Here is a 22136-nt window from a genome sequence, read left to right on the forward strand (position 1 = left end):
TCCGGTCAGTTTCCGTTGCGGAGTGTCGAGCTGCGCATCAGGTACTCGTCCTCGTCGATCTCGCCGCGGGCGAACCGCTCGGCGAGCACCGACTGCGCCCTGGCCATCGGGTCGGCCGCCGCCGTGGCCGCCGTGGCGTCGTTGTTCATCCGGCGGCGGATCAGGTAGAACCCCGTCGCCAGCACGGCCAGCCAGAACAGGCCGAAGGTGATCGGGAAGATCGGCCAGAACGCGGGGGCGTCCCCGCCGTCGTGCCAGTTGCCCGGGCTCATCTGCGTCGCCAACGTCATCAACATGGTTCATCGACCCTTCCTGTTGTTCGGATACGTCGATGCTCGGCGACAGGTACGGGGGCCCACATCGTCTGGCCGGAGACTCTCGCGCTACGCCCGGCGGAGTACCGCGGGCGCGGCGTTCACCACCAGGGCGGCCGGTAGTCCTCGTCGTCGGAGGGCCGTGAGCGACGCGAATGCCGCCCGCGCGGCTCGTCGTCCGCCTGGTTCATCGGGGGGACGGGTCCGCGCGGCGGCTCGCGGTCGGCGGGGTCGGGCGGGATGGGCGGGACGGCGGGCAGCGCGCCGGTCGGCCACTCGTCCATGGGCGGTCCGGAGGATACGGGCGGGGGCGGCGGCTCCGCCGGCGGGTTCGGAGGCACGGCGGGCAGCGGGGCGGTCATGCCGCCGTCCCCGCCGTCCGGTGATCCGTGCTCGTCGAGGGCGTTCCGCCGGAACGCCTCCCAGTCGTCGTCGTCCAAGCCGGACGCGTCGTCTCCGGCCGGACCGCTGACCCCGGAGCCGTTGAGGTCGCCGCCGTCGGCGCCGTTCCCGTTGGCCTGGTGGCCGTTGGCGTGGTGGCCGTTACCGGGATCATGCCCGTTCGCCGGCTTGTGCCCGTTGGCGAGACCCTGCCCGTTGAGGTGGCCCTGCCCGTTCGTGTGGCCCTGCCCGTTGGCGAGGCCCAGCCCGTTGGTGTGGCCCCCGTTCCGGCTGTTCGCCGAGTACTCGCCGGGGACGAACGGACGCAGCTCGCTCGACATGACCGGCGGCAGGGGCGGCGGCGGGGGCGGGGGCTCGTCGAAATCGGGCGATGCCTCCGTGTCCCAGGACGCTCCCCAGGACGAGGTGTCGATGGGCGGCGGCTCCATGGGCGGCTCGTCCGTGGGCCCTCCGTCCCAAGGCGAGGGCTCTCCGCGTGGGACGTGCAAGGGCGGGACGTCCATGGGCGGAACGTTCCCCGGAGGGACGGGCGGCGCGGGCGGCCCCTGGTACACGTCGGTGCTCTGCCAGAGCGGCGCGTTGACCGGCGCGACCATGGGCGCCGCGGCGGAGCCCGGTGGCACGGCCGCCGCTGCCGCGGCGGCGGGCTGGCGCTGCGCGGCGGGCGGGGCGGACGGCAGGCCGTAGTCGGGCACGGCGTCGGTGTCGCCGCTGTCATCCTCCGGGCGGCGCCGCTGCCGCCAGCCGAGCACGACCCCCAGGATGACGAGGAGTCCGCCGCCGGCGAGGACCAGCGGGAGCAGCAGGTCCGAGCCCTCCACGGGGGCCTGCGCCACCGGCTCCGGCGTCGGCGACGGGGGCGGCGTCTCCACCGGGCCGCTGGACGTCTTGTTGATCTTGTGTGCGGCGAAGAGGGTCCGCAGCGCGTCGACCGTCCCGCGGCAGGTGGACGAGCCGGTCGGATTTCCGCGCCGCGCGGGCGACCCCTGGATCAGCGCCTGCCGGACCTCGGCCGGGGTCAGCCTCGGGTAGCGGGACCGGACGAGCGCGGCGACCCCGGCGACCATGGCCGACGAGGCGCTGGTGCCCGTCCCGACGACGTAGCCGTTCCTCGCGTCGGCGCTGACGATGTCCACGCCGGGTGCGCAGACGGCGGCGTGGGAGCGCCGGTTGCTGTCCTTCCAGAGGCGCAGCCGGCGGTCGAGCGCGCCGACGGCGATCACTCCGGGGTAGGCGGCGGGGAAGTTCTTGCGGTTGGCGCCCGAGCCGTCGTTGCCCGCGGAGGCGATCAGGACGACGCCCTTGCCGAGCGCGTACTTGATCGCGCTCTCCTGGGACTTGGTGCCGTTGTAGAACTGGCGTCCGCCGCCGAGGGACATGTTGATGATGTCGGCGCCGTGGTCGACGGCGTAGCGGATGCCCTGGGCGACGGCGTCGCGGTCACCGTTCCCGCCCTGCTGCCCGTTGTCGCGCCGCAGCGGGTCGTCGTTCTCGAGCGTGACGCGGACGGACAGGATGCGGCTCTGCGGCGCGACGCCCATCATTCCCTGCGACAGCCTGGGCCCGTGGCCGTGGCCGGAGATGATGCTCGCCATCGACGTCCCGTGCAGGCCCCAGTAGCGGGTGCCGGGGCGGCGCACTCCACCGGTGAGGTCGGGCCCGGTGATGACCTGCCCGGTGAGGTCGGGGTGGTTCTCGTCGACGCCGGTGTCGAGGACCGCGACCGTGACGCCGCGTCCCTTGGAGTACTTCCACGCCTTCTGGGTGCGGAGTGTTTCCAGGTGCCATTCGCGGGCGCGGATCTGGTCGGTCGGGGCGTTGACGAGCGCCCCGGCCGCGGCGCCGCGCACGGTCCGTTCTCGCCGCGGCGGGTCGCCGGTCGCGACGGCCACCGGTACGGCCACGGCCGCGCCGAGGGTGAGCACGGTGAGGGTCGCGGTCGTCCGGGCGCCGAGCCGGGTCGCCGGTCGGGCACGCACTGGACGGCGTCGACCGGCTTCGGACACGCCGCCGCACCTCCCTCCCGGCAGACCGCCGCGCTCCACGACGGGTTGACATTCTGCCACGCGAACCGGCCCTGGCCCGGGCACTCGGCACATTAGGGCACGTCCGGGACAGCGCGGTTCTTCTTCTCGGCAGCCTGCCCGACCTGCACTCCCATACCAGCCGGTAACAAGGGCGGGCACGAAATGTTAACCCTCCCACACCGGCACGTCACCGCCCGGTTGAACGCCGGCCGTTCGCGGAGGGACGTCAGTGTGAGCCCGCTCCCGTCAGCGCCCTGACCGACAGGTCGTCGTAGCGCTCCGGGTCGGGGTCTTCCCGTCCGAGGAGGGTTCCGGCGACCGCGCACGCGAACCCGATCGGGATCGAGACGATGCCGGGGTTCTCCAGCGGGAACAGGTGGAAGTCGACGCCCGCCGGGAACAGCGACAGGCTCTCGCCCGTCACCGGGTCGACCTTCCCCGACACGACCGGTGAGAACACCACCAGCACCAGCGAGCTGACCAGCCCGCCGTAGATGCCGGCGACCACCCCGACGGAGGTGAACCGCCGCCAGAACAGCGACAGCACGATCGCCGGGAGGTTGGCCGCGGCGGCCATCGCGAACGCCAGCGCCACCAGGAACGCCACGTTAAGGTTCCGGGCGACGACCGCGAGGACGATGGCCAGCGAGCCGACGAGGAACGCCGCGAACCGGGCCACCCCCACCTCCTGGGACTCGCGCGGACGGCCGAGCATCAGCACCTGGCCGAAGTAGTCGTGCGCCAGCGACGTGGACGAGGCCAGCACCACCCCCGACACGACGGCGAGGATCGTCGCGAACGCCACCGCGCCGATGAACGCCAGCATGACGTCACCGCCGAAGTGCCCTCCGACGTGCTCCCCGGCCGCCTGCGCGAGCAGCGGTACCGCCGTGTTTCCGGACGGGTCCTGCGCGACGATCGCCCGCCGCCCGACCAGGGCGGCCGCGCCGAAGCCCAGCGCCAGCGTCATCAGGTAGAAGACGCCGACGAGCCCGATCGCCCACGACACCGACGTGCGGGCGGCGCGCCCGTCCGGGACGGCGAAGAATCGGTTGACGATGTGCGGCAGGCCGGCCGTGCCGAGCACCAGCGCGACGGCGAGGCTGATGAAGTCCAGTTTGTTGACGATCGTGCGGTAGGCGTCGCCGGGGACGTCCTGCCCGTACCGCAGGCCCGGCCGCAGGAACGCCTCGCCCTTCCCGCTCGCGTCGGCGGCGGACCCGAGCATCGCGCTGACGTCGAAACCGAACCTGCCGAGCACCATCACGGCCAGCACGGCGGAGCCGGCCATCAGCAGGACGGACTTGATGATCTGCACCCAGGTGGTGGCCTTCATCCCGCCGAACGCCACGTAGCAGATCATGAGTGCGCCGACCACGACGATCGTCGCCGTCCTGGCGGTGCCCGCGGACATCCCGAGGAACCGTTCCCCGCTGTGGATGCCGAGCAGCAGCGACACGAGCGCCCCCGCCCCGACCATCTGCGCCAGCAGGTAGAACACCGACACGGTGACGGTCGAGACGACCGCCGCCCGGCGCACGGGGGCCTGCCGCCGGACGCGCCGCGACAGCACGTCCGCCATCGTGAACCGGCCCGCGTTGCGCATCATCTCGACCAGCAGCAGCGCGAGCAGCCACGCCACCAGGAAGCCGATCGAGTACAGGAACCCGTCGTATCCGGACAGCGCGATGATCCCCGCGATGCCGAGGAAGGACGCCGCCGACATGTAGTCGCCCGCCAGCGCCACGCCGTTCTGCGCGCCGGAGAACGTCCGCCCGCCCGCGTAGAAGTCGTCCGCGCCGCTGGTGTTCAGCCGCGCCCGGACCGTGATCCCGACAGTGATCAGGATGAACGCGACGAAGAGCACGAACGTCACCGCATGATGTTCGATCACCGCAGGTCACCGGCCAGCGGGTCCAGCCGCCGCCGCGCGTACGCCGCATACGCCCAGGCCAGCGCGAACGTCGAGACGAACTGCAGGACGCCGAGCAGGAGCGCGACGTTGACGTGCCCGGTCACCGGCCGCGCCATGAAGTCCCGGGCGAACGCGGACAGCCCGATATAGACGAAATACCACCCGAGAAACACCGTGCCGACGACCAGCGCGGCCCGCCGGGACCTCCCCCTGAGCAGCCGGAACCGCTCGTAACCCGCGATAGGCGCAAACTGCGCTGAAGGTCCCTGCTCGCTCCCCTGGCGATCCGTGACCTTCGAGCCCCCCACCATCTGGCCTCCCCTGGACCGGACGTGACTCTCCGCATCGATCTGATCGCTCTATGGGATCAAATTTTCACCGTCCGCAACCCCGGTTTGGCGAGATCCTCAACCGATGACGTCGCCGTCCGGGCACGTGACGGCCGCACCGGGGCGCTGCTCGTCGCCTCCGGCGCTCTCGCCCGGCCGGCCTTGACGATCGTGAAACCCGACGGGCGGGCCGCCGGCGGCGTCGATCAGAGGATCCCCGACCCGCAGCAGCGGCGCCACCGGCCCGAAGATCTCCTCGGCGACGGCCTCCTCGTCCGCGGCGACGTCGACGAGGACGGCCGGGGGCACGAAGGCCCCGTCCCGTTTCCCGCCGACCGCGAGGCGGGCGCCGTCCCTCACGGCGGCCTGGACGGCCTCGTCCACGGCGACGGCGGCCGGCTCGGTGATCAGCGGACCGACGTCGGTGGCCTCGTCGAGCTGGTCGCCGACGACCAGCTCGCGGGCCTGGGCCTCCAGGGCCTGCGCGAACGCGTCGTAGACGGCGTCCTCGACGTAGACCCGCTTGACGGCGCAGCAGATCTGGCCGTTGCCCCGGGCGAGCCGCCCGAGCACGACCGCCTCCGCGGCGCGTTCCAGGTCGGCGTCGGCGCACACGATCAGGGCGTCGTTGCCGCCCAGTTCCAGATGGGTCGGCTTCAGCGTCCCGGCGGCGAGCTCGGCCATCGCCCTGCCGGCCGCCGTGCTCCCGGTGAGACTGATCATCTGGACGCCGTCCGCGGACGCCGGGAAGCGCGCCAGCTCGGGGCCTCCCGGCACCACCTGGTGGGCGCCCTCCGGGAACCCGGCCCGTGCGACGATCCCGCCGATCTCCAGGAGCGTCAGCGGGCACTTCTCCGGTGGTTTCACCAGGACCGCGTTGCCCGCGGCCAGCGCCGCAGCGGCCTTGTGCGCGTACAGCTCGACGGGATAGTTGAACGGCACGATCGCGGCGACGACCCCGATCGGCTCGCGGACGGTCACGGCAAGGTGGTCCTCCAGCCCCGGCACCGCGTCCATCGGGATCTGCCGTCCGAAGATCCGGGTCGCCTCGCCCGCGAAGCCGCGGAAGATCCTGATCGCCGCGGCGACCTCCTCCCGGGTCTGCCGGATCGGCTTGCCGTTCTCCTCCGCGAGCCCCCGTGCCAGGTCCCCGGCGCGTTGCCCCAGCTCGTCCGCGACCACGTTCAGCAGCCGGCAGCTACCGCGCGGGCACCCGCATGCTCGCGCTGGCCGAGGAGGTCAAGGCCGAGGGCGCGGCCGGAATCGGCGACGTCCTGACCACCCTGTCCCGCGATGTCGGCCAGACCGTCCACCTGGCTCTGCGCAGCGGCGACCACGCCATCTACGTCCGCAAGGTCGAGGCCGACCAGCCTTACCGCATGGCGTCCCGCGTGGGCATGCGGCTACGCCTGCACTGCACGGCCATCGGCATGTGCGTCCTGTCCCACCTGCCGGAGGACGAACTGGACTCGGTGCTGGCCAGCGCCGGAATGCCCGCGATGACCCCGAACACCATCACGGACGCGGCGCGCCTGGCCGACGAACTGGCCCAGATCCGCGCCCGCGGCTACGCCGTCGACGACGAGGAGAACGAGAAGACCATCCGCTGCATCGGCGCCCCCGTCTTCGACCGCACCGGCGCGGTCCGCGGTGGCGTGAGCATCTCCACGGTGACCTTCCTCGTCCCGCGCGAAGACCTGCTCTCGTTCGTCCCCGCCCTCCAGTCGGCCGCCCGCTCCCTCGGCACGCTCCTCAAGTAAGGACCCGCCTCAAGGGGCAGCCGATTCCAGGCCGACCGGCCTCACGCCGACCCGGCCTCACGCCGACCCGGCCTCACGCCGACCCGGCCTCACGCCGACCCGGCCTCACGCCGACCCGGCCTCACGCCGACCCGGCCTCACGCCGACCCGGCCTCACGCGGGCCCGGCCTCACGCGGAGGGCGGGGCCCGCATCACCGGGCGCCGGTGTCGTGGCGGTGTTTGCGGCGCGCTCTGAGCGCGGCGACGATCGCGACGCCGAGCATGGCCAGGCCGACCTGGAACACCAGCTCGATCCAGTCGATCCCGGCGGTGGTGTCGACGCCGACCGTCTGCGCGATCGCCGTCCCGATGATCGCCGCCACGATGCCGACGAGCACGGTCATGATGACGCCGATCGGCTGCCGGCCCGGCAGGAGCAGCCGCCCCAGCGAGCCGATGATCGCTCCGATGACGATCGCGGTGATGATGCCTGTGATGTTCATGCCCTCCGTGTGCCCACTCTGGCCACGCAGTCACATCGGCGCAGGTCGGGCCGCGGAGGGCTACGGGACGGCGGTGTCCCGCCCGTCACCCATGGACCGCATGTCGGCGAACGTCAGAGCCGGGCCGCCGAGCGCTTCCGCCCGTCCGGCCGCCGCCCGTCCGGCCGCCGTGCGCAGGCCGTCGATGAGCACGTCGAGATGCCGGTGCGCCAGGTCCTCGGCGACCTCCCGGGGAAGCGGGCCGGGAAGCGGACGGGACAGTCGCACGAGCAGCATCCCGATGTCGCCGTGTGTGACGTCCGGGCGCAGGTCGCCCTCCCGCTGGGCTGAGGCGACCAGGCCCTGCATGATGCCGACGCCCTCGTGCCGGACGGCCGCGATCTCCTCGTCCTCGAACGGGATCTCCTCCAGCAGCACGGGGAACACCGCGCCGATCCGGATGTCCAGGACACGGTGCATGTAGTGGACCAGCGCGGCGAAGGCCGTCGGCTCCTCGTCCCGCGCCCGGGCGGCCTCGTCGGTCGTGCGCTGCAGGGCGTCCAGCGCGACCGCCCTGGTCAGCGCCTTGCGGTCGGGGAAACGCCGGTACAGCGTGGCGATCCCGGTGCCGGCCCGCTTGGAGATCTCCTCGAGCGGGGCACCCGGCCCCTGCTCGACGAACACCTCTCCGGCGGCGGCGAGGATCCGGTTGCGGTTGTCGCGCGCGTCCGCCCGCAGCGACCGCTGCCGCTGGGCGGCGTTCGGCTTCTGCCCCACGGCGTCAGCATAGCAATCATGTGGAGGAATCCCCTCCGATTGAGTCTCGCCATTCCCTTTTAGTCACGAATCTTGACTGTCGCTCCGTCGCCCGGCCCGATCGTCGGCGGCCTGATCATCTCGACCGCCGGCTGGCGCTGGATCTTCCTCGTCAACCTCCCGCCGGGCCTGATCGCCATCGTGGCGGCGCTGTTCCTGCTGCCGCGCTCCGCTACGCGTCCGACGCCGCTGGACGTCCGCGGCCTGTTCCTGCTGTGCGCCGGAGTGACGGTGTTCGTCTACGGCACCGCCGAAGCGGGACGTCCCGGCGCCCTGGACTCACCCCGCGTCTGGGCCGTCCTCGGTGCGGCCGCCGTGCCCATCGGCCTCTACGTCCTGCACGCCCGCACCCGCCCCGCCCTGATCGACATCTCCCTCTTCCGTAACCGCGGCTTCACCGCCGCCGTGCTCACCAACGTCGTCGTCGCCATCGCGCTGTTCGGCGTCCTCGTCCTCCTTCCGCTGTACTGGCAGATCGTCCGCGGCCACGGCCCGCTCGCCACCGGCCTCCTCCTCGCCCCCCAGGCGCTGGGTGCCGCGGTCGCCATGCCGCTGGCCGGACGCGTCACCGACCGGGTCGGCGCCGGCGTGGTCGTCCCCACCGGGATCGTCATGGGCCTCGCCGGCACCGCCGCCTACACCCAGATCCACGCCGCCACCTCACCCGTCCTGCTCGCCGCGGCCCTCTTCGTCATCGGCCTCGGCCTCGGCGCGACGATCATGCCCTCCATGGCCGCCGCCTACCAGGCGCTGCCGGGACATCTGATCCCGCAGGCGACCAGTGCGCTGAACACGCTCCAGCGCATGGGCGCCTCCCTCGGGACCACGGCCCTGGCCGTGACCCTGCAACACGAGATCACCGCCCGGTCGCCCGAGCTCGGTCACGCGGCGCTCGCCCCGCTGCCCGACGAGGCCCGCGTCCAGGTTGCGCCGCTCCTGGCCACGGCCTTCGGGCACGCTTTCTGGATCGCGCTGGCCATCGGCGCTCTCGCCCTCGTCCCCGCCTTGATGCTCCCCCGCGGGAAGGCGTGACGCCGCCCGCCGAGGCCCCGGGGCCCGCGACTCCGCGGCCCCGGGCAGGACTGTCACGCGGACCTATCTGCGTGACACCCGCATCGGGACGGGCCCGGCCGGCCGCAACGTGATCTCGGCCCGTCCGCGCACGGGCACCCCGGGGGCCAGGTCGAGCCGGTGAGTGCGGCTGACGGTCGCCAGGACGAGAATCGCCTCCAGCATCGCGAACCCGGCCCCGACACAGATGCGCCTGCCACCCCCGAACGGCAGATACGCGTAGCGGTGACGCTGCTGCTCACCCATGAACCGTTCTGGCTGAAAACCCTCCGGATTGGGCCAGATGTCCGTGTTCCGATGCAGCAGATACGGCGGGACGGCGATCGTCGACCCCGCCGGAACCCGCACCCCCGCGATGTCGTCGCCGTCAACGGCATCGCGCTCGATGGTCCATGCCGGCGGATAGATCCGCATCGCCTCGGAAAGGACGGCCCGCGTCCACGGCAGCCGGTCCACGTCGTCGGCCCGCGGATCCCTCCCGCCGAGCACCTCGTCGACCTCGCCCTCCAACCGCTCACGCGCCGCCGGATACCGGGAGAGCAGCACGAACGTCCACGCCAGCGATGCCGCCGTGGTCTCATGCCCGGCCAGCAGCAGGGTCAGCACCTCGTCGCGCAACTCGGCGTCGGAGAACTCGCCGCCCTCCCTGAGCAGATTCAACAGCTCCCCACCGGACGACCCCCTGATGACCCGCTGCACGAGGCCGTCCAGCTGGCCGATCGCCCCGCCCAACCCGGGCACACGCTGGTACAGCCCCCGTTTCGCGGTCGCCCCTGGCAGGAACGTCCCGATGACCGCGCCCCGCTGGAGGGTCTCCAGGGAGCGTCCCGTCCGTCCGGCCTCCCCCGCGAGTTCGCTGCCGAACAACGCCCGCCCCACCACGTCCAGCGTCAGCCGCCGCAGCTCACCCGCCGCGTCGAGCATCACCCCGTCGGGCCACCGCTCGACGGCCGCGACCGCCGTCTCGACGATCTGCGGCGCGAACCCGACGACGTGCCGCTGCGCGAACACCGGCCCCACCACGCGCCGATGCCGCCGCCATGTGTCTCCCTCGCTGGTCAGCAGCCCTTCCCCGATGACCGCCCGCAGCGGCCGGTACGTGAACGCCTTCACGTAGTTGTCCTGGTTCGCCACCAGCACGTGCTCGGCGTGCTCGGGCCGCGAAAGCACGTAGAGCGCCCGCCCCACACCGAACGGGACCCGCACCGTGTCCCCGTACCGCCGCCCGAGCGCCCCGTAGGTGGCCAGCGGATCCCTCATCATCCGCATCCACCACCGAGCGGCCTCCACAGCACCCGGCCCGGCGACACTTCCTCCCGTGACCAACGCCATGCATCCACCGTAAACCCGTCCCCATCCCGACGCGGGCCACGTCCGGCCAGGAGACCCGAGCCTTCGCCGCCGCGTCCTCCACCGACGAAGTGGTCCACTACGTAATTGACCTAATGGAACGAATATTGCCCACGACCGGCCGGGGGTGCCGCCGCATCTCCTTGCACCGTGACGTTCGAACGAGACGAGGACGCCAGCGCCTCCGTCTTCGATACCCGAATCGAACTGGTGTCGGCCACCAACGATTCCGTCGAACTCAAAGTCGCTGGAACCCCGTTCACCGTGGCCAAGGGTGAAACCGAGAGGCAAGAGGCCAACCTGAACATCACCATCAAGTCGATCACCACCCACAAGGTCGTGCTCAAGGTCGGCGATGTATCAGGTGTCTGACCACCCGAAGCTGCTGTCGGTCAACATCGGTGAGCCGCGCCGCAATCCTTGGAAAACCACCGCTCTCACGGGAATCGACAAGCAGCCGGTGGACGGCCCGGTAACGGTCACCGCTCCAGGCACCGGTGAGGTCGGCCTCGCAGGCGATCGCGTCTACAACACCAAGCACCACGGCGGACCAGACCAGGCCGTATACGCCTATGCCCGTGAGGACTTGGCCGCGTGGGAAGCCGACCTGAACATGCCACTGCGCAACGGCGGCTTCGGGGAGAATCTCACCACCCAGGGCCTGGAAGTCAACGATGCCCTGATCGGTGAACGCTGGCTCGTCGGCCAGAGAGAATGGCCCAAAAGCGACTCCACAAAGAACCGAGACACATCCCCCACAGGTGACGGACCTCGCCGCACTCCGTCACCGTCCAGCACGCAAACGGTCCTCAAGCCCACGCCGCGCGATCCATCGACTTTGCATACCGCTTGCGGAGGTCGGTCACCCTCCCGCACTCCCCACGCCCAATGAGATCACCCGGCATGGACCGACACAGTAAGCGCCGCGACGGCGAGTGCCGAACGCTTTCAACCCGCCCTCGAGACCAGACCGCTCCCAAGCGCCCGTCCGCTCTTCGGCTATAACAACCGCCCCACCTGGCGTGAGTCCGTCCAGGCGGCACGGCGGATGAGGTGTGCCGGTGGTCGGCCGGTTGCCGCCGTCACTCTCGGGAGCGCCGACTTCGGGCCTTCAACCGCCGTACACGCCGCTCGTGCCGTCCGGCTCGGCGTCGCTGGGCACGGTCGATGAGCAACGTCCGCGGATCGGCCGCCAGCTCGTACAACTCGACCTCGAACGGGTCGGCGTCGTACTCAATGAGACGGGCCAAGGCCTCCCGGTCTTGCTCGACGGTGCCTCGCCGGCGCACTCGGTCCCGCCAGACTCGCCCGCTCATCTCCGCCGCGTCCACGTCTCGACGTTAGCTCACGTCGGGCGCGCCAGCCTTATGGCCATCTTCGATCTGCATTCGGCGCAGACGGTTTCGCGGGCTGAAACACTGGAGATGTGAACGGTTCAGCGTGGGACGAGGTTCTTGCCGCCGTCCAGACAGCGCCCTATCCGGTCGAGATGCTCCCCCCTGACGCCGGTCGCGCAGAGGTCTGCTTGGCAGAGTTGGGAATTACGACGAGATCGTGGCTCGGGGCAGTCGTCGCCCATACCGGCGGGATCCGCGTAGATCACGGATGGCTGCGAGTGCTCGGCAGCGGCGGTGGCGACCTGCCCGACGTCATGGACCAGGCCGATCATGCGTCACGTTGGCTCGTGGTCGGTTACGACGTACTGGGCGGTCAGTACGCTTGGGCTCAAGCGCAGCCTGGGGCACCGCCCACAATCCACTACTTCGGTCCGGACGATCTAGGCTGGCTGGATCTGGAGCAGGGGTACGCCGATTGGCTGTACGCCGTGCTCGTCGGCTCGTTGACGCAGTTCTACGACACCTTGCGCTGGCCCGGTTGGAAGACCGAAGTGGCCACGCTCGGGCTGAGCGAAGGCATCCACGCTTGGCCGCCACCGTCGACTGTGGAGGGCAAGGACCTATCCAAGGTTTCACGAAAGGCCGTTCCCATGGCAGAGCTCGTCTCTTTCCACCATGAGCTAGCACGGCAACTGGGTTAGGCCCATCAGCGCCCACCCACGGGCTAAACCGGAGCTGTTTCTACAAGTCTCCCGAACAATATCCACCACCGTCCCCCACCTGCGCTAGCAAGATATCGACCTCGACGGCGCCTCCGTCCAAGTCAAGGCTCCACCTCATTCATTGCCGACAAGCACATCGAGGGCACGGCCAGGAACGGCAGGCCTCGGTCGCGAGCCTCGCCCCGCCTCAAGGTCCGCTGCTCCTGGCAGGCGGCCCCGCCCCCGTGGCGGCCGCCCGGCTCGGCAACCTGACCCGATCATCACGCTGCGGCTGCTATTGGCAAAGAGGCCTTGTCCGGACGCGGAGGGGGTTTGACGTGGGAGCCCGGCGAGGGGACTTGAACCCCTACCTTCCGTTACAGGAAGCCGGCCACCCCAAGATCGCCACCATCACCCCAGGTAAACCGGTGCGCACATAGTCGCCGATGCCAGCCGGCAGTCGTGAGCCTCTGTTGCGGTACTTTCGTGCTGTACTGCACCCGTCTCCTCACGGCCTCCGCTGTCTCTGACGACTTGAACCCGTGAGCGTCGTCGGGCGCGTCCCACACAGCCGGCAGACGGATTTACAGCCCGCCATGGATCTTGGTGCCACTCTCCCGCGGACCTCAAGAGCGGCCCCCCACTGGAACGGGAGGCCGCCTTACCGCTCCGCGCCCTTTCCCGGTGTGGTGTGCGGCCCGCGGTGCAGGCGAGCCGAATCAGGCGATGACCCCGAGCCTGTACCTGCTAGAGCCATTGTCGAAGTACTTGTCGGTGTTCCAATCACCGAGGATCGTGGCGATTCCCATGAAGTCGTCGGGATTGAGGGCGCCATCGTCATCCCAGAGCCTGAGCGTGGTGCCAACCGGAACACACTTGTCCACCTCGACCCGCCGGCCCTCGGCCATCGACACGTAGGGTGCGGTCGTCGGCCAGATCTTCGAGCCGTTCTGGTTCAGGATGTACACCTCGTCACGGTCGCCTTCTTCTAGGACGTCGAGGGCCCTGATACCGTCGAGCCACACCCCGCCACCACAGGCGAGAGGGGCAGCCTGGTCAGGGACCGTGTTCTCTTGGGCGACCGCCGTCGAGGCTCCGGTTACCGCAAGGCTTCCTACCGCCGCGACTACGACCGCGAGCCTCGGCAGTCTTATCCATGTGCGCATGTCGGTTCCTTTCGCCGTTGGGTGTAGCTCTAATAAAGAGTGCGGCCCGCGGTCAGGCCCTGTCTTACGGATGAGTGCACAGGTGTTTAGCCTTCGTGCACTCTCATTGGTGCCGCATTGCTCCCACCAATCGCCGCCAGAGTCCCCTGGGCCCGGTCCACCCCTAGTCTCCGGCGGGCATCTCAGAATGAAATTCGCGGCGAGCGATATCGCTAGTCGATCCACGGCCGGTTCATCTTCTCTTCTGGCCGCGATAGACCTGGGGAGAGAGGAGGTGCCTCAACTCCACCAGGCGTGCCTGATAGAGCCGAGCCACCGCAACCGACGAGCGAGGGCGTTCGGTTCCTACATCGTGCTTGCGACGGGCGATCGCCGCCCGCGCCTACGGGCCCACCAGATCGGCCCGGATCTCCTGAATGCCGGGTTGGCTTCCGAGTCCCGGGTCGCTCGTCCGGGAAACTTCCAGCGCACGTGACGGGCGCCACGGCTTGACCGGCATAGCGAAAAGGGCCCCCTCGTGTGGGCGCAGGACGTCCAACTTCTCTCCCCCGACGTCCGGAAAGATGCCGACCACTCCGAGTACGCCGAGCAAGCCGGTGTCAGCGAAGCGTCGTAGCAGGCGCAGCATGCTCTGAGACTCCTCAGTCGCCCGATCACAGCTGTCGCTTGACTCCGTAGCGACATCGGAGGTCTCATCCGACAGGCGGGTGTCCTGGCTGACCTGCTGTTCTTATCCGGATCGCGCCGACCGCGCAAAGGCGCTAGGCCGCGAGGCGCGCCGGCAGGCGCCTACGCCCTGGCCGCGGGTGCGCGTCACCGGGGTTGCCGCCGACGTTGGCGACGGCGCGGGCGTGCCAGGCGTTGGCAGGGCGGGTCTTGAGGGTGTCGGCTCCAGGGAAGAAGGCGGACAGGTCGAACGGGGGCCGTCGTGGGCGGAGTCGGGCCAAGGTGATGCGGGTTCACCTCACGCGGCACACGTGCGGGAAGCTCCTGGCAGCGTTGGACGTCCATCCGCGCGTGGCGATGCGGATTCTCCGGCACAGCAAGATCAGCCTGACCATGGAGATCTACACCGAGGTTCCGACCGAGCAGACCAGGGCGGGGCTCAAGCGGCTCGGGGATCATCTGCGGCAGGTTGGCGACGACAGTGGAGGGCCGTCCGCGTAGCCGTACTTCGCTGCTGTACCTGTTAGCAAGAAGGCCCTCTCCGGACTCGGAGGGGGCCTTTGAGCTGGGAGCCGGCGAGGGGACTTGAACCCCTAACCTTCTGTTTACAAGACAGATGCTCTGCCAATTGAGCTACGCCGGCGCGGGCTCGTCCCGCATCGTAGTCGACTTGGTGGGGGGCTCGCTCGGGGTGGCTGACGAAGTTTTCGGGTGGCGGTGTCGATGTGGGGGGAGGGCGTTCGTGTAGAGGGTGAGAGGCCGGCGGTGGGTCGGCCGTCGCTCTGGAGGGGAATTCCATGGGGAAGGTCGTTCTGGTCGATCATCTGACGCTTGACGGAGTCATGCAGGCGCCCGGGCGGCCCGAGGAGGATGCGCGGGACGGGTTCGCGCATGGGGGGTGGGCCGTTCCGGGGAACGACGAGGTCATGGGGTCCGTGCTGGCCGAGGGTATGGGGCAGGGCGGGGCGTTGCTGTTCGGGCGGCGGACGTACGAGGACTTCTACGGGTTCTGGCCCCATCAGGGCGGCAACCCGTTCACGGACGTGCTGGACCGGGCGCGCAAGTACGTGGTGTCGAGGACGCTGCGGGAGGCGCCGTGGGCGAACTCGGTTCTGGTGAGGGACGTCGGGGACGTTGAGGGGATCAAGAGGGACGAGGGGCTCACGGTGCTCGGGAGCGGGGTGCTCGCGCGGGAGCTGATGCGGCGGGGGCTCGTCGACGAGTGGCTGCTGATGATCCATCCGCTGGTGCTGGGGACGGGACGGCGGCTGTTCGACGGGGTCGAGGTGGGCATGCGGCTCGTGGATTCGGTGGTGACGACGACGGGGGTCGTGATCGCGACGTATCGGGGCAGGGAGGAAGCATGAAGCTGTACGCGCTGAACATGATCCAGCCGGTGGGGGAGAAGCCGCCGCCGGAGGTGCTGGAGAAGGTGATGGCGGACCTCGGGGAGATCCGGCGTGAGCTGGAGGCGCAGGAGGCCTGGGTGTTCGGGAAGCCGCTGCACGGGCCCGAGGCGAGCACGATGGTGCGGTTGAGGGATGACGAGGTGGTCGCGACGGACGGGCCGTGGACGGAGGGCAAGGAGTTCATCGGCGGGCTCATGATCATCGAGGTGGAGGATCTGGACGCGGCGTTGCAGGTGGCGGCCAGGTATGTGCGGGTGACGGGGCTGCCGATGGAGGTGCGGCCGTTTCAGGGCGAGGTTTGATCGAGCGGGTCTTCCGGGAGGAGCACGGCCGGGCCGTGGCCGTGCTGGTCCGGGTCTTCGGTGATGTCGATGTCGCCGAGGAGGCGGTGCAGGACGCGTTCACGGAGGCGGTGCGGAGGTGGCCGTCGGACGGGCCGCCGCCCAGCCCCGCGGGGTGGATCATCACGACGGCGCGGAACAAGGCGATCGACCGGGTGCGCCGGGAGTCGGCGCGGGAGGGCAAGCAGGCGCAGGCCCTGGTGGTGAGCGAGGTCGAGGCGGTTGAGGAGGGGCCCGTGCGGGACGAGCGGCTCCGGCTCATTTTCACGTGCTGTCATCCGGCGCTGGCGTTGCAGGCCCGGGTGGCTTTGACGTTGCGGCTGCTGGGCGGGCTGACGACGGCGGAGATCGCGCGGGCCTTCCTGGTGCCGGAGAAGACGATGGCGCAGCGGCTGGTGCGGGCGAAGGGGAAGATCCGGGACGCGGGGATTCCGTACCGGGTGCCGGAGGAGGCGGATCTTCCGGCGCGGCTTTCCGGGGTGCTCGCGGTCATCTACCTGGTGTTCAACCAGGGGTACGGCGGCCGGGACGATCTGGCGGCGGAGGCGATAAGGCTCGGGCGGGTTCTGGCGGAGTTGATGCCGGACGAGCCCGAGGTTCTGGGGCTGCTCGCGCTGATGCTGCTGATCGAGTCGCGGAAGCGTGCGCGGATGGTCGGCGGTGGGTTGGTGCTGCTGGCCGATCAGGATCGCGGGTCGTGGGACCGCGCGCTTGTGGAGGAGGGGCAGGCGCTCGTCCGGCGGTGTCTGAGGAGGAACCGGCCGGGGCCGTACCAGATCCAGGCGGCGATCAATGCGGTGCACAGTGACGCGGCACGGGCCGAGGACACGCGCTGGGATCAGATCCTGCGGTTGTACGACCAGTTGATGGCGGTGGCGCCGAGCCCGGTGGTGGCCTTGAACCGGGCCGTGGCGGTGGCCGAGGTCGAAGGCGTCGAGGCGGCGTTGGCGATTGTGGACGGGCTCGACCTCGGCCACTACTACCTGTTCCATGCGATCCGCGCCGATCTGCTGCGGAGGCTCGGAAGGGTGCGGGAGGCCGCGGCGGCTTACGACAGGGCCATCGAGCGGACGGAGAACGAGGCCGAGCTGGCCTTTCTCAAGGCCCGCAGGGTCAGGAGCGGAGGCGGCTGACCTCGTACAGGGCGATTCCGGCGGCGACTCCCGCGTTGAGGGACTCGGCCTTCCCCGGCATCGGGATCGTGACGAGCATGTCGCAGGTGTCGGCGACCAGCCGTCCGAGCCCCTTGCCTTCCGAGCCCACGACCAGCACGAACGGCCCGGACGCGATCTCCAGGTCGGCGACGGTGACGCCGCCGCCCGCGTCCAGCCCGGCGACGAAGCAGCCCGCCTTCTGGTACGCCTTGAGCTGCCGTGTGAGGTTCGTGGCCTGAGCGACGGGGACGGTGGCGAGGGTGCCGGCGGACGCCTTCCAGGCGCCCGCGTTGACCCCGGCGGCCCGGCGTTCCGGTACGACGACGCCGGCGGCGCCGAACGCGGCGGCGGACCGGACGATCGCGCCGAGGTTACGCGGGTCCGTGATCCCGTCCACGGCGACGATCAGCGGCGAGGTCCCGGCGAGCAGGTCGTCGGGATGCGTGTACCGGTACGGCTTCACCTGGAGCGCGATGCCCTGGTGGACGGCGCCGTCCGTCAGCCGGTCGAGTTCGTTCTTCCCGGTCTCCAGCAGCGGGACGCGCCGGTCGGCGGCGAGCTGGATCGACTCGCGGACGCGTTCGTCGGTGCTGGACATCACGTACAGCGCGGTGCCGGGAACGCCCGCGCGGAGCGCTTCGACGACCGGGTTGCGGCCGGTGACCAGCTCGGGGACTTCGCCGTTGGCGCGCCGCGCACCCGCGGGACGCCCCCCGGTACGGTCCCCGGAGTCGGCGGCCTTCGCGCGCGCGCCCGGCCCCAGCGTCTGGGTACCGGTGCGTTTGGCGCTCTTGACGGCGCGTGCCTTCTGGCGTTTGCCGTGCCAGTGCCGGTCCTCGGCCTTGGGAGTGGGTCCCTTGCCCTTGCGCTTGGCCATGTTCTCGGTACGCCCCTCGCGACGGTTGCGGCTCGCCCTCGTGGCTGTCGGGCGGGTCAGATTTCTGTGCGACGGCAGCGAACCCCCGCGAACGTCCAATTCTATCCGCCGTGCACAATGCACAATGCGCGTCCGGCGGTCTCGTGTCAGTCGTGCTTGAGTTCCCAGCGGGGGCCCTGCGGTGTGTCCTCGACGAGGATGCCCGCGTCCGACAGGCTGTCGCGGATGGCGTCGGCGGACGCATAGTCCTTGCGGGCGCGGGCCGCCTGGCGCTGCTCCAGAGCGACGGCGACGAGGGCGTCCACGACGGGACGCAGGTCCTCCTCACCGGCCTGGTTCCACTGGGGGGACAGCGGGTCGATGCCGAGCACGTCCGCCATCGCGCGGACGTCGGCGAGGTGGCCGCGCACCGCGTCGTGATCGCCGGACGCGAGGGCGCTGTTGCCTTCCCGGACGGTCTCGTGCAGAACGGCCAGCCCCTGCGGGACGCCGAGATCGTCGTCCATCGCTGCCGCGAACCCGTCGGGGACGGCGGCGGCGGGCTCGGCGGCGCCCACGACCTCGGAGGCGCGCGTCACGAAGCCTTCGATGCGCTGGTAGGCGGTGACGGCTTCGGCCAGGGAGGCGTCGGTGTAGTCCATCAGCGACCGGTAGTGCGCCGAGACCAGGTAGTACCGCACCTCGGCGGGACGGGCCCTGCCGAGCAGATCGGGCAGCAGCACGACGTTGCCGACGGACTTGCTCATCTTCTCGCCGTCCACCGTGAGCAGCCCGTTGTGCAGCCAGTAGCGGGCGAAGCCGTCACCGGCGGCGCGGGACTGGGCGATCTCGTTCTCGTGGTGCGGGAAGATCAGGTCGACGCCGCCGCCGTGGATGTCGAACGTGGCGCCGAGGTACTTGGTCGCCATGGCCGAGCATTCCAGGTGCCAGCCGGGCCGCCCGGGGCCCCACGGCGTCTCCCATGTGGGCTCGCCCGGCTTGGCGCCCTTCCACAGCGCGAAGTCGCGCGGGTCGCGTTTCACGTCCTCGTTGGGGGTGTCGCCGGCTGAGCGCATGTTGTCCAGCCGCTGGTTCGACAGCGCGCCGTACTCGTCGGCCCACGACTTGACGTCGAAGTACACGTCGCCGCCGGCCGCGTACGCGTGCCCCTTCTCGATGAGCCGGCGCATCAGCACGATCATCTCCGGGACGTGCCCGGTCGCGCGCGGCTCGATCGTCGGGGGCAGGCAGCCGAGCTGGTCGTAGCCCTGCGTGAAGACCCGCTGGTTGCCCTCGGCGATCGCGAACCACGGCACGTCCCGCTCCGCCGACACCGCGATGATCTTGTCGTCGATGTCGGTGACGTTGCGCGCGAACGTGACCTCGTAGCCGGAAGCGCGCAGCCAGCGCAGCAGCACGTCGTAGATGACACCGGAGCGCAGATGCCCGATGTGGGGTGAGGCCTGCGGGGTCGCACCGCACACGTACATCCCCACGCGGCCCTCCTCCAAGGGCTCGAACGTGCGGACGCTACGGGTACCGGTGTCGTAAAAGCGCAGACTCACAGGGCCAGGTTATTGGATCGGCGTACGGCCGCGTGTCCTCTCGGGCGGGAGGGCGGCGTGTCCGTTCAGGACGCCGTGAACGTCCCGTCCAGCCTGGCCGCGAACGCCTCCGCCTCCGCCCCGAAGCCACCGTGGTCGCCGGGGTAGGTCTCGGCCTTGATCCCGAGGCGCCCGGCCAGCGCGTGGGTGGCCCGGTACGGCGGTTCACCTGCGGACATCTCCCCCGCGACCAGGACGATCCGGGCGGACGACGCGCGGAGGGCGTCGAGGTCGGGCAGCCGGCGTCCGAACGCCGGAACCTCGTACCCGACGAAGAAGTCGGTGTTCTTCTCGAAGCGCGCGAACATCTCCAGCATCTCGGGATCGGGTGCGTCCCCGCCCCCGCCCGCGATCAGCGCGCGCACCTGCTCCGGATGCCGCGCCGCCAGCTCCAGCCCGATCTGCGCCCCGGAGCTGTTGCCGAACACTGACGCGGGCCGTCCGCGACCTCGCTGAGCAGGCGGGACGCGTCGTCGGCGTGGACGTCGACGCGCTGCTGCTCCGGCGGCCCGTCGAGGGGGCTGCGCGAGTTGCCGCGCCGGTCGTAGGTCACGACGGTGTACCGGTCGGCGAGCAGCCCGGCGAGCCCGGCGTAGCCGGCCGCGTCGTAGATCCCGCCGCAGATCAGCAGCAGGACGGGCCGGAGCCGCGCACCTCGTAGTGCAGGGTCGCGCCGGGGACGTCAAGGGTTCGCACGGTCGTTTCCATCGTGGCTTCCTTCGCTGGCGGGTCGTGCGTCGTGGAGCCGTGCGGCGCGGGATTCGAGGTAGCGCCGTTCGGGGATGCTGGTCGTGCTGCGGGCGGCCTGCCGGTACATCTCCCGTGCGCCGCCCGCATCGCCCGCCGTCTCCAGCAGATGGGCGCGGACGGCGGCAAGCCGGTGATGTCCGGACATGCGGTCGTCGTCGTCCAAGGAACGCAGGAGTTCGAGGCCCGCCGACGGGCCGTCCACCATCGCCAGGGCGACGGCCTCGTTCAGCGTGACCATCGGGTTCGGCGACACGTGCGACAGCAGCCGGTAGAGCGCGAGGACCTGCGGCCAGTCGGTGTCCTCGGGCCGCGGCGCCTCCGCGTGGACGGCGGCGATCGCGGCCTGGAGCTGGTACGGGCCGGGCGGCGACCAGGTGAGGGCCTCGGTGATCAGCGCCGTGCCCTCCCCGATCGCCTCCCGGTTCCACAGCGTCCGGTCCTGCTCGGTGAGCGGGATCAGCAGGCCGTCCGGTCCGCTCCTGGCCGGCAGGCGGGCATCGGTGAGCAGCATCAGCGCGAGCAGCCCCGCGACCTCGCCGTCGTCCGGCAGCAGCCGGCGCAGCGCCCGGGTGAGCCTGATCGCCTCGGCGGTGAGGTCGGCGCGCTGCAGGTCGGGGCCGCTGGACGCCGTGTACCCCTCGTTGAAGATCAGGTACAGGACGTGCAGGACGGCCCGCAGCCGCTCGTCCCGCTCGTCCGGCGGCGGCATGCCGAACCGCGCCCCCACCGCCTTGATCCGCTGCTTGGCGCGGCTGACCCGCTGCGCCATCGTCGCCTCCGGGACGAGGAACGCGCGGGCGATCTGCGCGGTGGTGAGCCCGCCGACCGCGCGCAGCGTCAGCGCGACCTGCGAGGGCGGCGACAGCGCCGGATGGCAGCACAGGAACAGCAGCGTCAGCGTGTCGTCGTGGTCGCCGGGACGGTCCTCGTCCGGCCCGGCCTCGTCCCGCCCGGACGGCTCCCGGGCGAACACGGCGGCCTCACGGTCGCGGCGGGCCCGCTCGCTGCGCCACTGGTCGGTGAGCCGCCGCGTCGCGACGGTCAGCAGCCACCCGCGCGGATTCTCCGGGACACCGCCCCCGGCGGCATCGTCCGGCGCGGTCTCCGTCCACTGGACGGCGGCGGCGAGCAGGGCCTCCTGGACGGCGTCCTCGCAGGCGTCGAACGCCCCGTGCCCGTGCCGCCGGATGAGCATGCCGAGCACCTGCGGCGCGAGGGTGCGCAGCAGATCCTCGACGTCAGGGGGCACGGGCACGGTCACCGTCACATCTCCGTCCCGGACTGGTCCATGATCGCCCTGACCTCCATGTACCCGCCGAACCGGACGTCCGGCCAGCGCGCGGCGATCTCCACGGCACGCTCGGCCGACTCGCAGTCGACCGTGATGTGCCCGGCGAAGTGCTCCTTGGCCTCCAGGAACGGCCCGTCGGTCACGGCCGGCTGCCCGTCCTTCTGCCGGACGGTCTTGGTCCTGGACGGGTCGGCCAGCGCGTCCCCGCCGACGAGTTCGCCCGACTCGGTCAGCTCCTTCATGATCGCGCCGACCTCGCCGAACAGCTCGTCGCGCTCCTGCTCGGTCAGCTCCTCCGCGAAGCCGGGACGGTTGTAGATCAGCAGCATGTACTTCACGTGTTCACTCCCATCGGCCGGGCGGCCCGGAAGGACCGCCGTCACAGCAGGATCGGAGCGGCGGACGCGTTCTCGAC

Annotated in this window: 25 protein-coding genes and 1 tRNA gene; 10 read left to right on the top strand and 16 right to left on the bottom strand. The window is 70.8% G+C overall.

The genetic code is table 11. The features are described 5' to 3' along the window. Positions 1-5 precede the first annotated feature (5 nt). The 5 genes from ACTWPP_RS42600 to ACTWPP_RS42620 all read right to left on the bottom strand — a co-directional run bounded on the left by ACTWPP_RS42600 (position 6) and on the right by ACTWPP_RS42620 (position 6178). Positions 6-290 carry an SHOCT domain-containing protein gene (locus ACTWPP_RS42600; protein WP_443110171.1) on the bottom strand — a complete coding sequence of 95 codons (285 nt, stop codon included), beginning with the start codon at positions 288-290 and terminating at the stop codon, positions 6-8. A gap of 125 nt (positions 291-415) precedes the next feature. After that, the gene (locus tag ACTWPP_RS42605) at positions 416-2695 is read right to left on the bottom strand and encodes a S8 family serine peptidase (protein ID WP_443110172.1); all 2280 of its coding nucleotides are present in this window, start codon (positions 2693-2695) and stop codon (positions 416-418) included. Between the two features lie 274 nt (positions 2696-2969). Further along, positions 2970-4619, bottom strand: coding sequence for a solute symporter family protein (locus tag ACTWPP_RS42610; protein WP_443110173.1), 1650 nt, complete (start codon positions 4617-4619; stop codon positions 2970-2972). 14 nt (positions 4620-4633) lie between these two features. Continuing rightward, complete coding sequence (locus ACTWPP_RS42615) at positions 4634-4969, bottom strand: DUF485 domain-containing protein (RefSeq protein WP_443110174.1); 336 nt, start codon at positions 4967-4969, stop codon at positions 4634-4636. Positions 4970-5065: 96 nt separating this feature from the next. After that, complete coding sequence (locus tag ACTWPP_RS42620) at positions 5066-6178, bottom strand: aldehyde dehydrogenase family protein (RefSeq protein ID WP_443110204.1); 1113 nt, start codon at positions 6176-6178, stop codon at positions 5066-5068. 26 nt (positions 6179-6204) lie between these two features. Here ACTWPP_RS42620 and ACTWPP_RS42625 point away from each other — a divergent pair, with 26 nt between their 5' ends. Next, positions 6205-6747: an IclR family transcriptional regulator gene (locus ACTWPP_RS42625; RefSeq protein WP_443110175.1), complete on the top strand. Its 543-nt coding sequence runs from the start codon at positions 6205-6207 to the stop codon at positions 6745-6747. Between the two features lie 192 nt (positions 6748-6939). On the opposite strand, the gene ACTWPP_RS42630 is transcribed toward ACTWPP_RS42625, so the two are convergent. Both ACTWPP_RS42630 and ACTWPP_RS42635 read right to left on the bottom strand, forming a co-directional pair. Beyond that, on the bottom strand, positions 6940-7230 hold the full coding sequence (locus ACTWPP_RS42630) for a GlsB/YeaQ/YmgE family stress response membrane protein (protein WP_443110176.1): 291 nt from the start codon (positions 7228-7230) through the stop codon (positions 6940-6942). A gap of 60 nt (positions 7231-7290) precedes the next feature. Further along, positions 7291-7986 carry a TetR/AcrR family transcriptional regulator gene (locus tag ACTWPP_RS42635; RefSeq protein WP_443110177.1) on the bottom strand — a complete coding sequence of 232 codons (696 nt, stop codon included), beginning with the start codon at positions 7984-7986 and terminating at the stop codon, positions 7291-7293. 72 nt (positions 7987-8058) lie between these two features. On the opposite strand from ACTWPP_RS42635, the gene ACTWPP_RS42640 reads away from it, so the two are divergent. Next, entirely contained in the window at positions 8059-9057 is a 999-nt protein-coding gene (locus tag ACTWPP_RS42640) for an MFS transporter (RefSeq protein ID WP_443110178.1), read from the top strand. Positions 9058-9120: 63 nt separating this feature from the next. On the opposite strand, the gene ACTWPP_RS42645 is transcribed toward ACTWPP_RS42640, so the two are convergent. Continuing rightward, positions 9121-10428: a cytochrome P450 gene (locus tag ACTWPP_RS42645; protein ID WP_443110179.1), complete on the bottom strand. Its 1308-nt coding sequence runs from the start codon at positions 10426-10428 to the stop codon at positions 9121-9123. A gap of 168 nt (positions 10429-10596) precedes the next feature. On the opposite strand from ACTWPP_RS42645, the gene ACTWPP_RS42650 reads away from it, so the two are divergent. From ACTWPP_RS42650 to ACTWPP_RS42665, 4 genes are all read left to right on the top strand, one after another. Then, complete coding sequence (locus ACTWPP_RS42650; protein ID WP_443110180.1) at positions 10597-10818, top strand: hypothetical protein; 222 nt, start codon at positions 10597-10599, stop codon at positions 10816-10818. Further along, on the top strand, positions 10802-11338 hold the full coding sequence (locus ACTWPP_RS42655) for an MOSC domain-containing protein (RefSeq protein ID WP_443110181.1): 537 nt from the start codon (positions 10802-10804) through the stop codon (positions 11336-11338). Before ACTWPP_RS42650 ends, ACTWPP_RS42655 begins: the two co-directional genes overlap by 17 nt. Before the next feature lie 163 nt (positions 11339-11501). Next, entirely contained in the window at positions 11502-11876 is a 375-nt protein-coding gene (locus tag ACTWPP_RS42660; RefSeq protein WP_443110183.1) for a hypothetical protein, read from the top strand. Next, on the top strand, positions 11873-12484 hold the full coding sequence (locus tag ACTWPP_RS42665) for a DUF2625 family protein (RefSeq protein ID WP_443110184.1): 612 nt from the start codon (positions 11873-11875) through the stop codon (positions 12482-12484). The genes ACTWPP_RS42660 and ACTWPP_RS42665 overlap by 4 nt, the downstream gene beginning before the upstream one ends. A gap of 719 nt (positions 12485-13203) precedes the next feature. Here the strand turns inward: ACTWPP_RS42665 and ACTWPP_RS42670 are convergent. Both ACTWPP_RS42670 and ACTWPP_RS42675 read right to left on the bottom strand, forming a co-directional pair. Further along, on the bottom strand, positions 13204-13650 hold the full coding sequence (locus ACTWPP_RS42670; RefSeq protein ID WP_443110185.1) for a hypothetical protein: 447 nt from the start codon (positions 13648-13650) through the stop codon (positions 13204-13206). A 382-nt stretch (positions 13651-14032) separates the two neighbouring features. Beyond that, positions 14033-14278 (bottom strand): hypothetical protein, encoded by a 246-nt coding sequence (locus ACTWPP_RS42675; RefSeq protein ID WP_443110186.1) that lies wholly within the window; start codon positions 14276-14278, stop codon positions 14033-14035. Between the two features lie 323 nt (positions 14279-14601). Here ACTWPP_RS42675 and ACTWPP_RS42680 point away from each other — a divergent pair, with 323 nt between their 5' ends. Continuing rightward, positions 14602-14817 carry a hypothetical protein gene (locus tag ACTWPP_RS42680; protein WP_443110187.1) on the top strand — a complete coding sequence of 72 codons (216 nt, stop codon included), beginning with the start codon at positions 14602-14604 and terminating at the stop codon, positions 14815-14817. Positions 14818-14886: 69 nt separating this feature from the next. Here the strand turns inward: ACTWPP_RS42680 and ACTWPP_RS42685 are convergent. Beyond that, a tRNA-Thr gene (locus tag ACTWPP_RS42685) sits at positions 14887-14959 on the bottom strand. 154 nt (positions 14960-15113) lie between these two features. On the opposite strand from ACTWPP_RS42685, the gene ACTWPP_RS42690 reads away from it, so the two are divergent. Genes ACTWPP_RS42690 through ACTWPP_RS42700 form a run of 3 tightly spaced genes read left to right on the top strand, consistent with a single transcriptional unit; the run spans position 15114 to position 17199 of the window. Next, a complete protein-coding gene (locus tag ACTWPP_RS42690) occupies positions 15114-15683 on the top strand; it encodes a dihydrofolate reductase family protein (protein ID WP_443110188.1) in 570 nt (189 codons plus the stop codon). Further along, positions 15680-16027, top strand: a complete 348-nt coding sequence (locus ACTWPP_RS42695; RefSeq protein ID WP_443110189.1) for a YciI family protein — start codon at positions 15680-15682, stop codon at positions 16025-16027. Before ACTWPP_RS42690 ends, ACTWPP_RS42695 begins: the two co-directional genes overlap by 4 nt. After that, entirely contained in the window at positions 16024-17199 is a 1176-nt protein-coding gene (locus ACTWPP_RS42700; protein ID WP_443110190.1) for an RNA polymerase sigma factor, read from the top strand. The genes ACTWPP_RS42695 and ACTWPP_RS42700 overlap by 4 nt, the downstream gene beginning before the upstream one ends. Here the strand turns inward: ACTWPP_RS42700 and rlmB are convergent. The 5 genes from rlmB to ACTWPP_RS42725 all read right to left on the bottom strand — a co-directional run bounded on the left by rlmB (position 17180) and on the right by ACTWPP_RS42725 (position 22050). After that, complete coding sequence (gene rlmB / locus ACTWPP_RS42705) at positions 17180-18097, bottom strand: 23S rRNA (guanosine(2251)-2'-O)-methyltransferase RlmB (RefSeq protein WP_443110191.1); 918 nt, start codon at positions 18095-18097, stop codon at positions 17180-17182. The genes ACTWPP_RS42700 and rlmB overlap by 20 nt on opposite strands. Before the next feature lie 146 nt (positions 18098-18243). Next, complete coding sequence (gene cysS, locus ACTWPP_RS42710; RefSeq protein ID WP_443110192.1) at positions 18244-19641, bottom strand: cysteine--tRNA ligase; 1398 nt, start codon at positions 19639-19641, stop codon at positions 18244-18246. 65 nt (positions 19642-19706) lie between these two features. Further along, positions 19707-20108, bottom strand: a complete 402-nt coding sequence (locus tag ACTWPP_RS42715; protein ID WP_443110193.1) for an alpha/beta fold hydrolase — start codon at positions 20106-20108, stop codon at positions 19707-19709. Between the two features lie 254 nt (positions 20109-20362). Beyond that, the gene (locus ACTWPP_RS42720) at positions 20363-21691 is read right to left on the bottom strand and encodes an RNA polymerase sigma factor (protein ID WP_443110194.1); all 1329 of its coding nucleotides are present in this window, start codon (positions 21689-21691) and stop codon (positions 20363-20365) included. A gap of 2 nt (positions 21692-21693) precedes the next feature. Further along, positions 21694-22050, bottom strand: coding sequence for a YciI family protein (locus ACTWPP_RS42725; protein WP_443110205.1), 357 nt, complete (start codon positions 22048-22050; stop codon positions 21694-21696). Between the last annotated feature and the right edge of the window lie 86 nt (positions 22051-22136).

It is taken from the genome of Actinomadura sp. 3N407 (assembly GCF_052245875.1).
Taxonomy (GTDB): domain Bacteria; phylum Actinomycetota; class Actinomycetes; order Streptosporangiales; family Streptosporangiaceae; genus Spirillospora.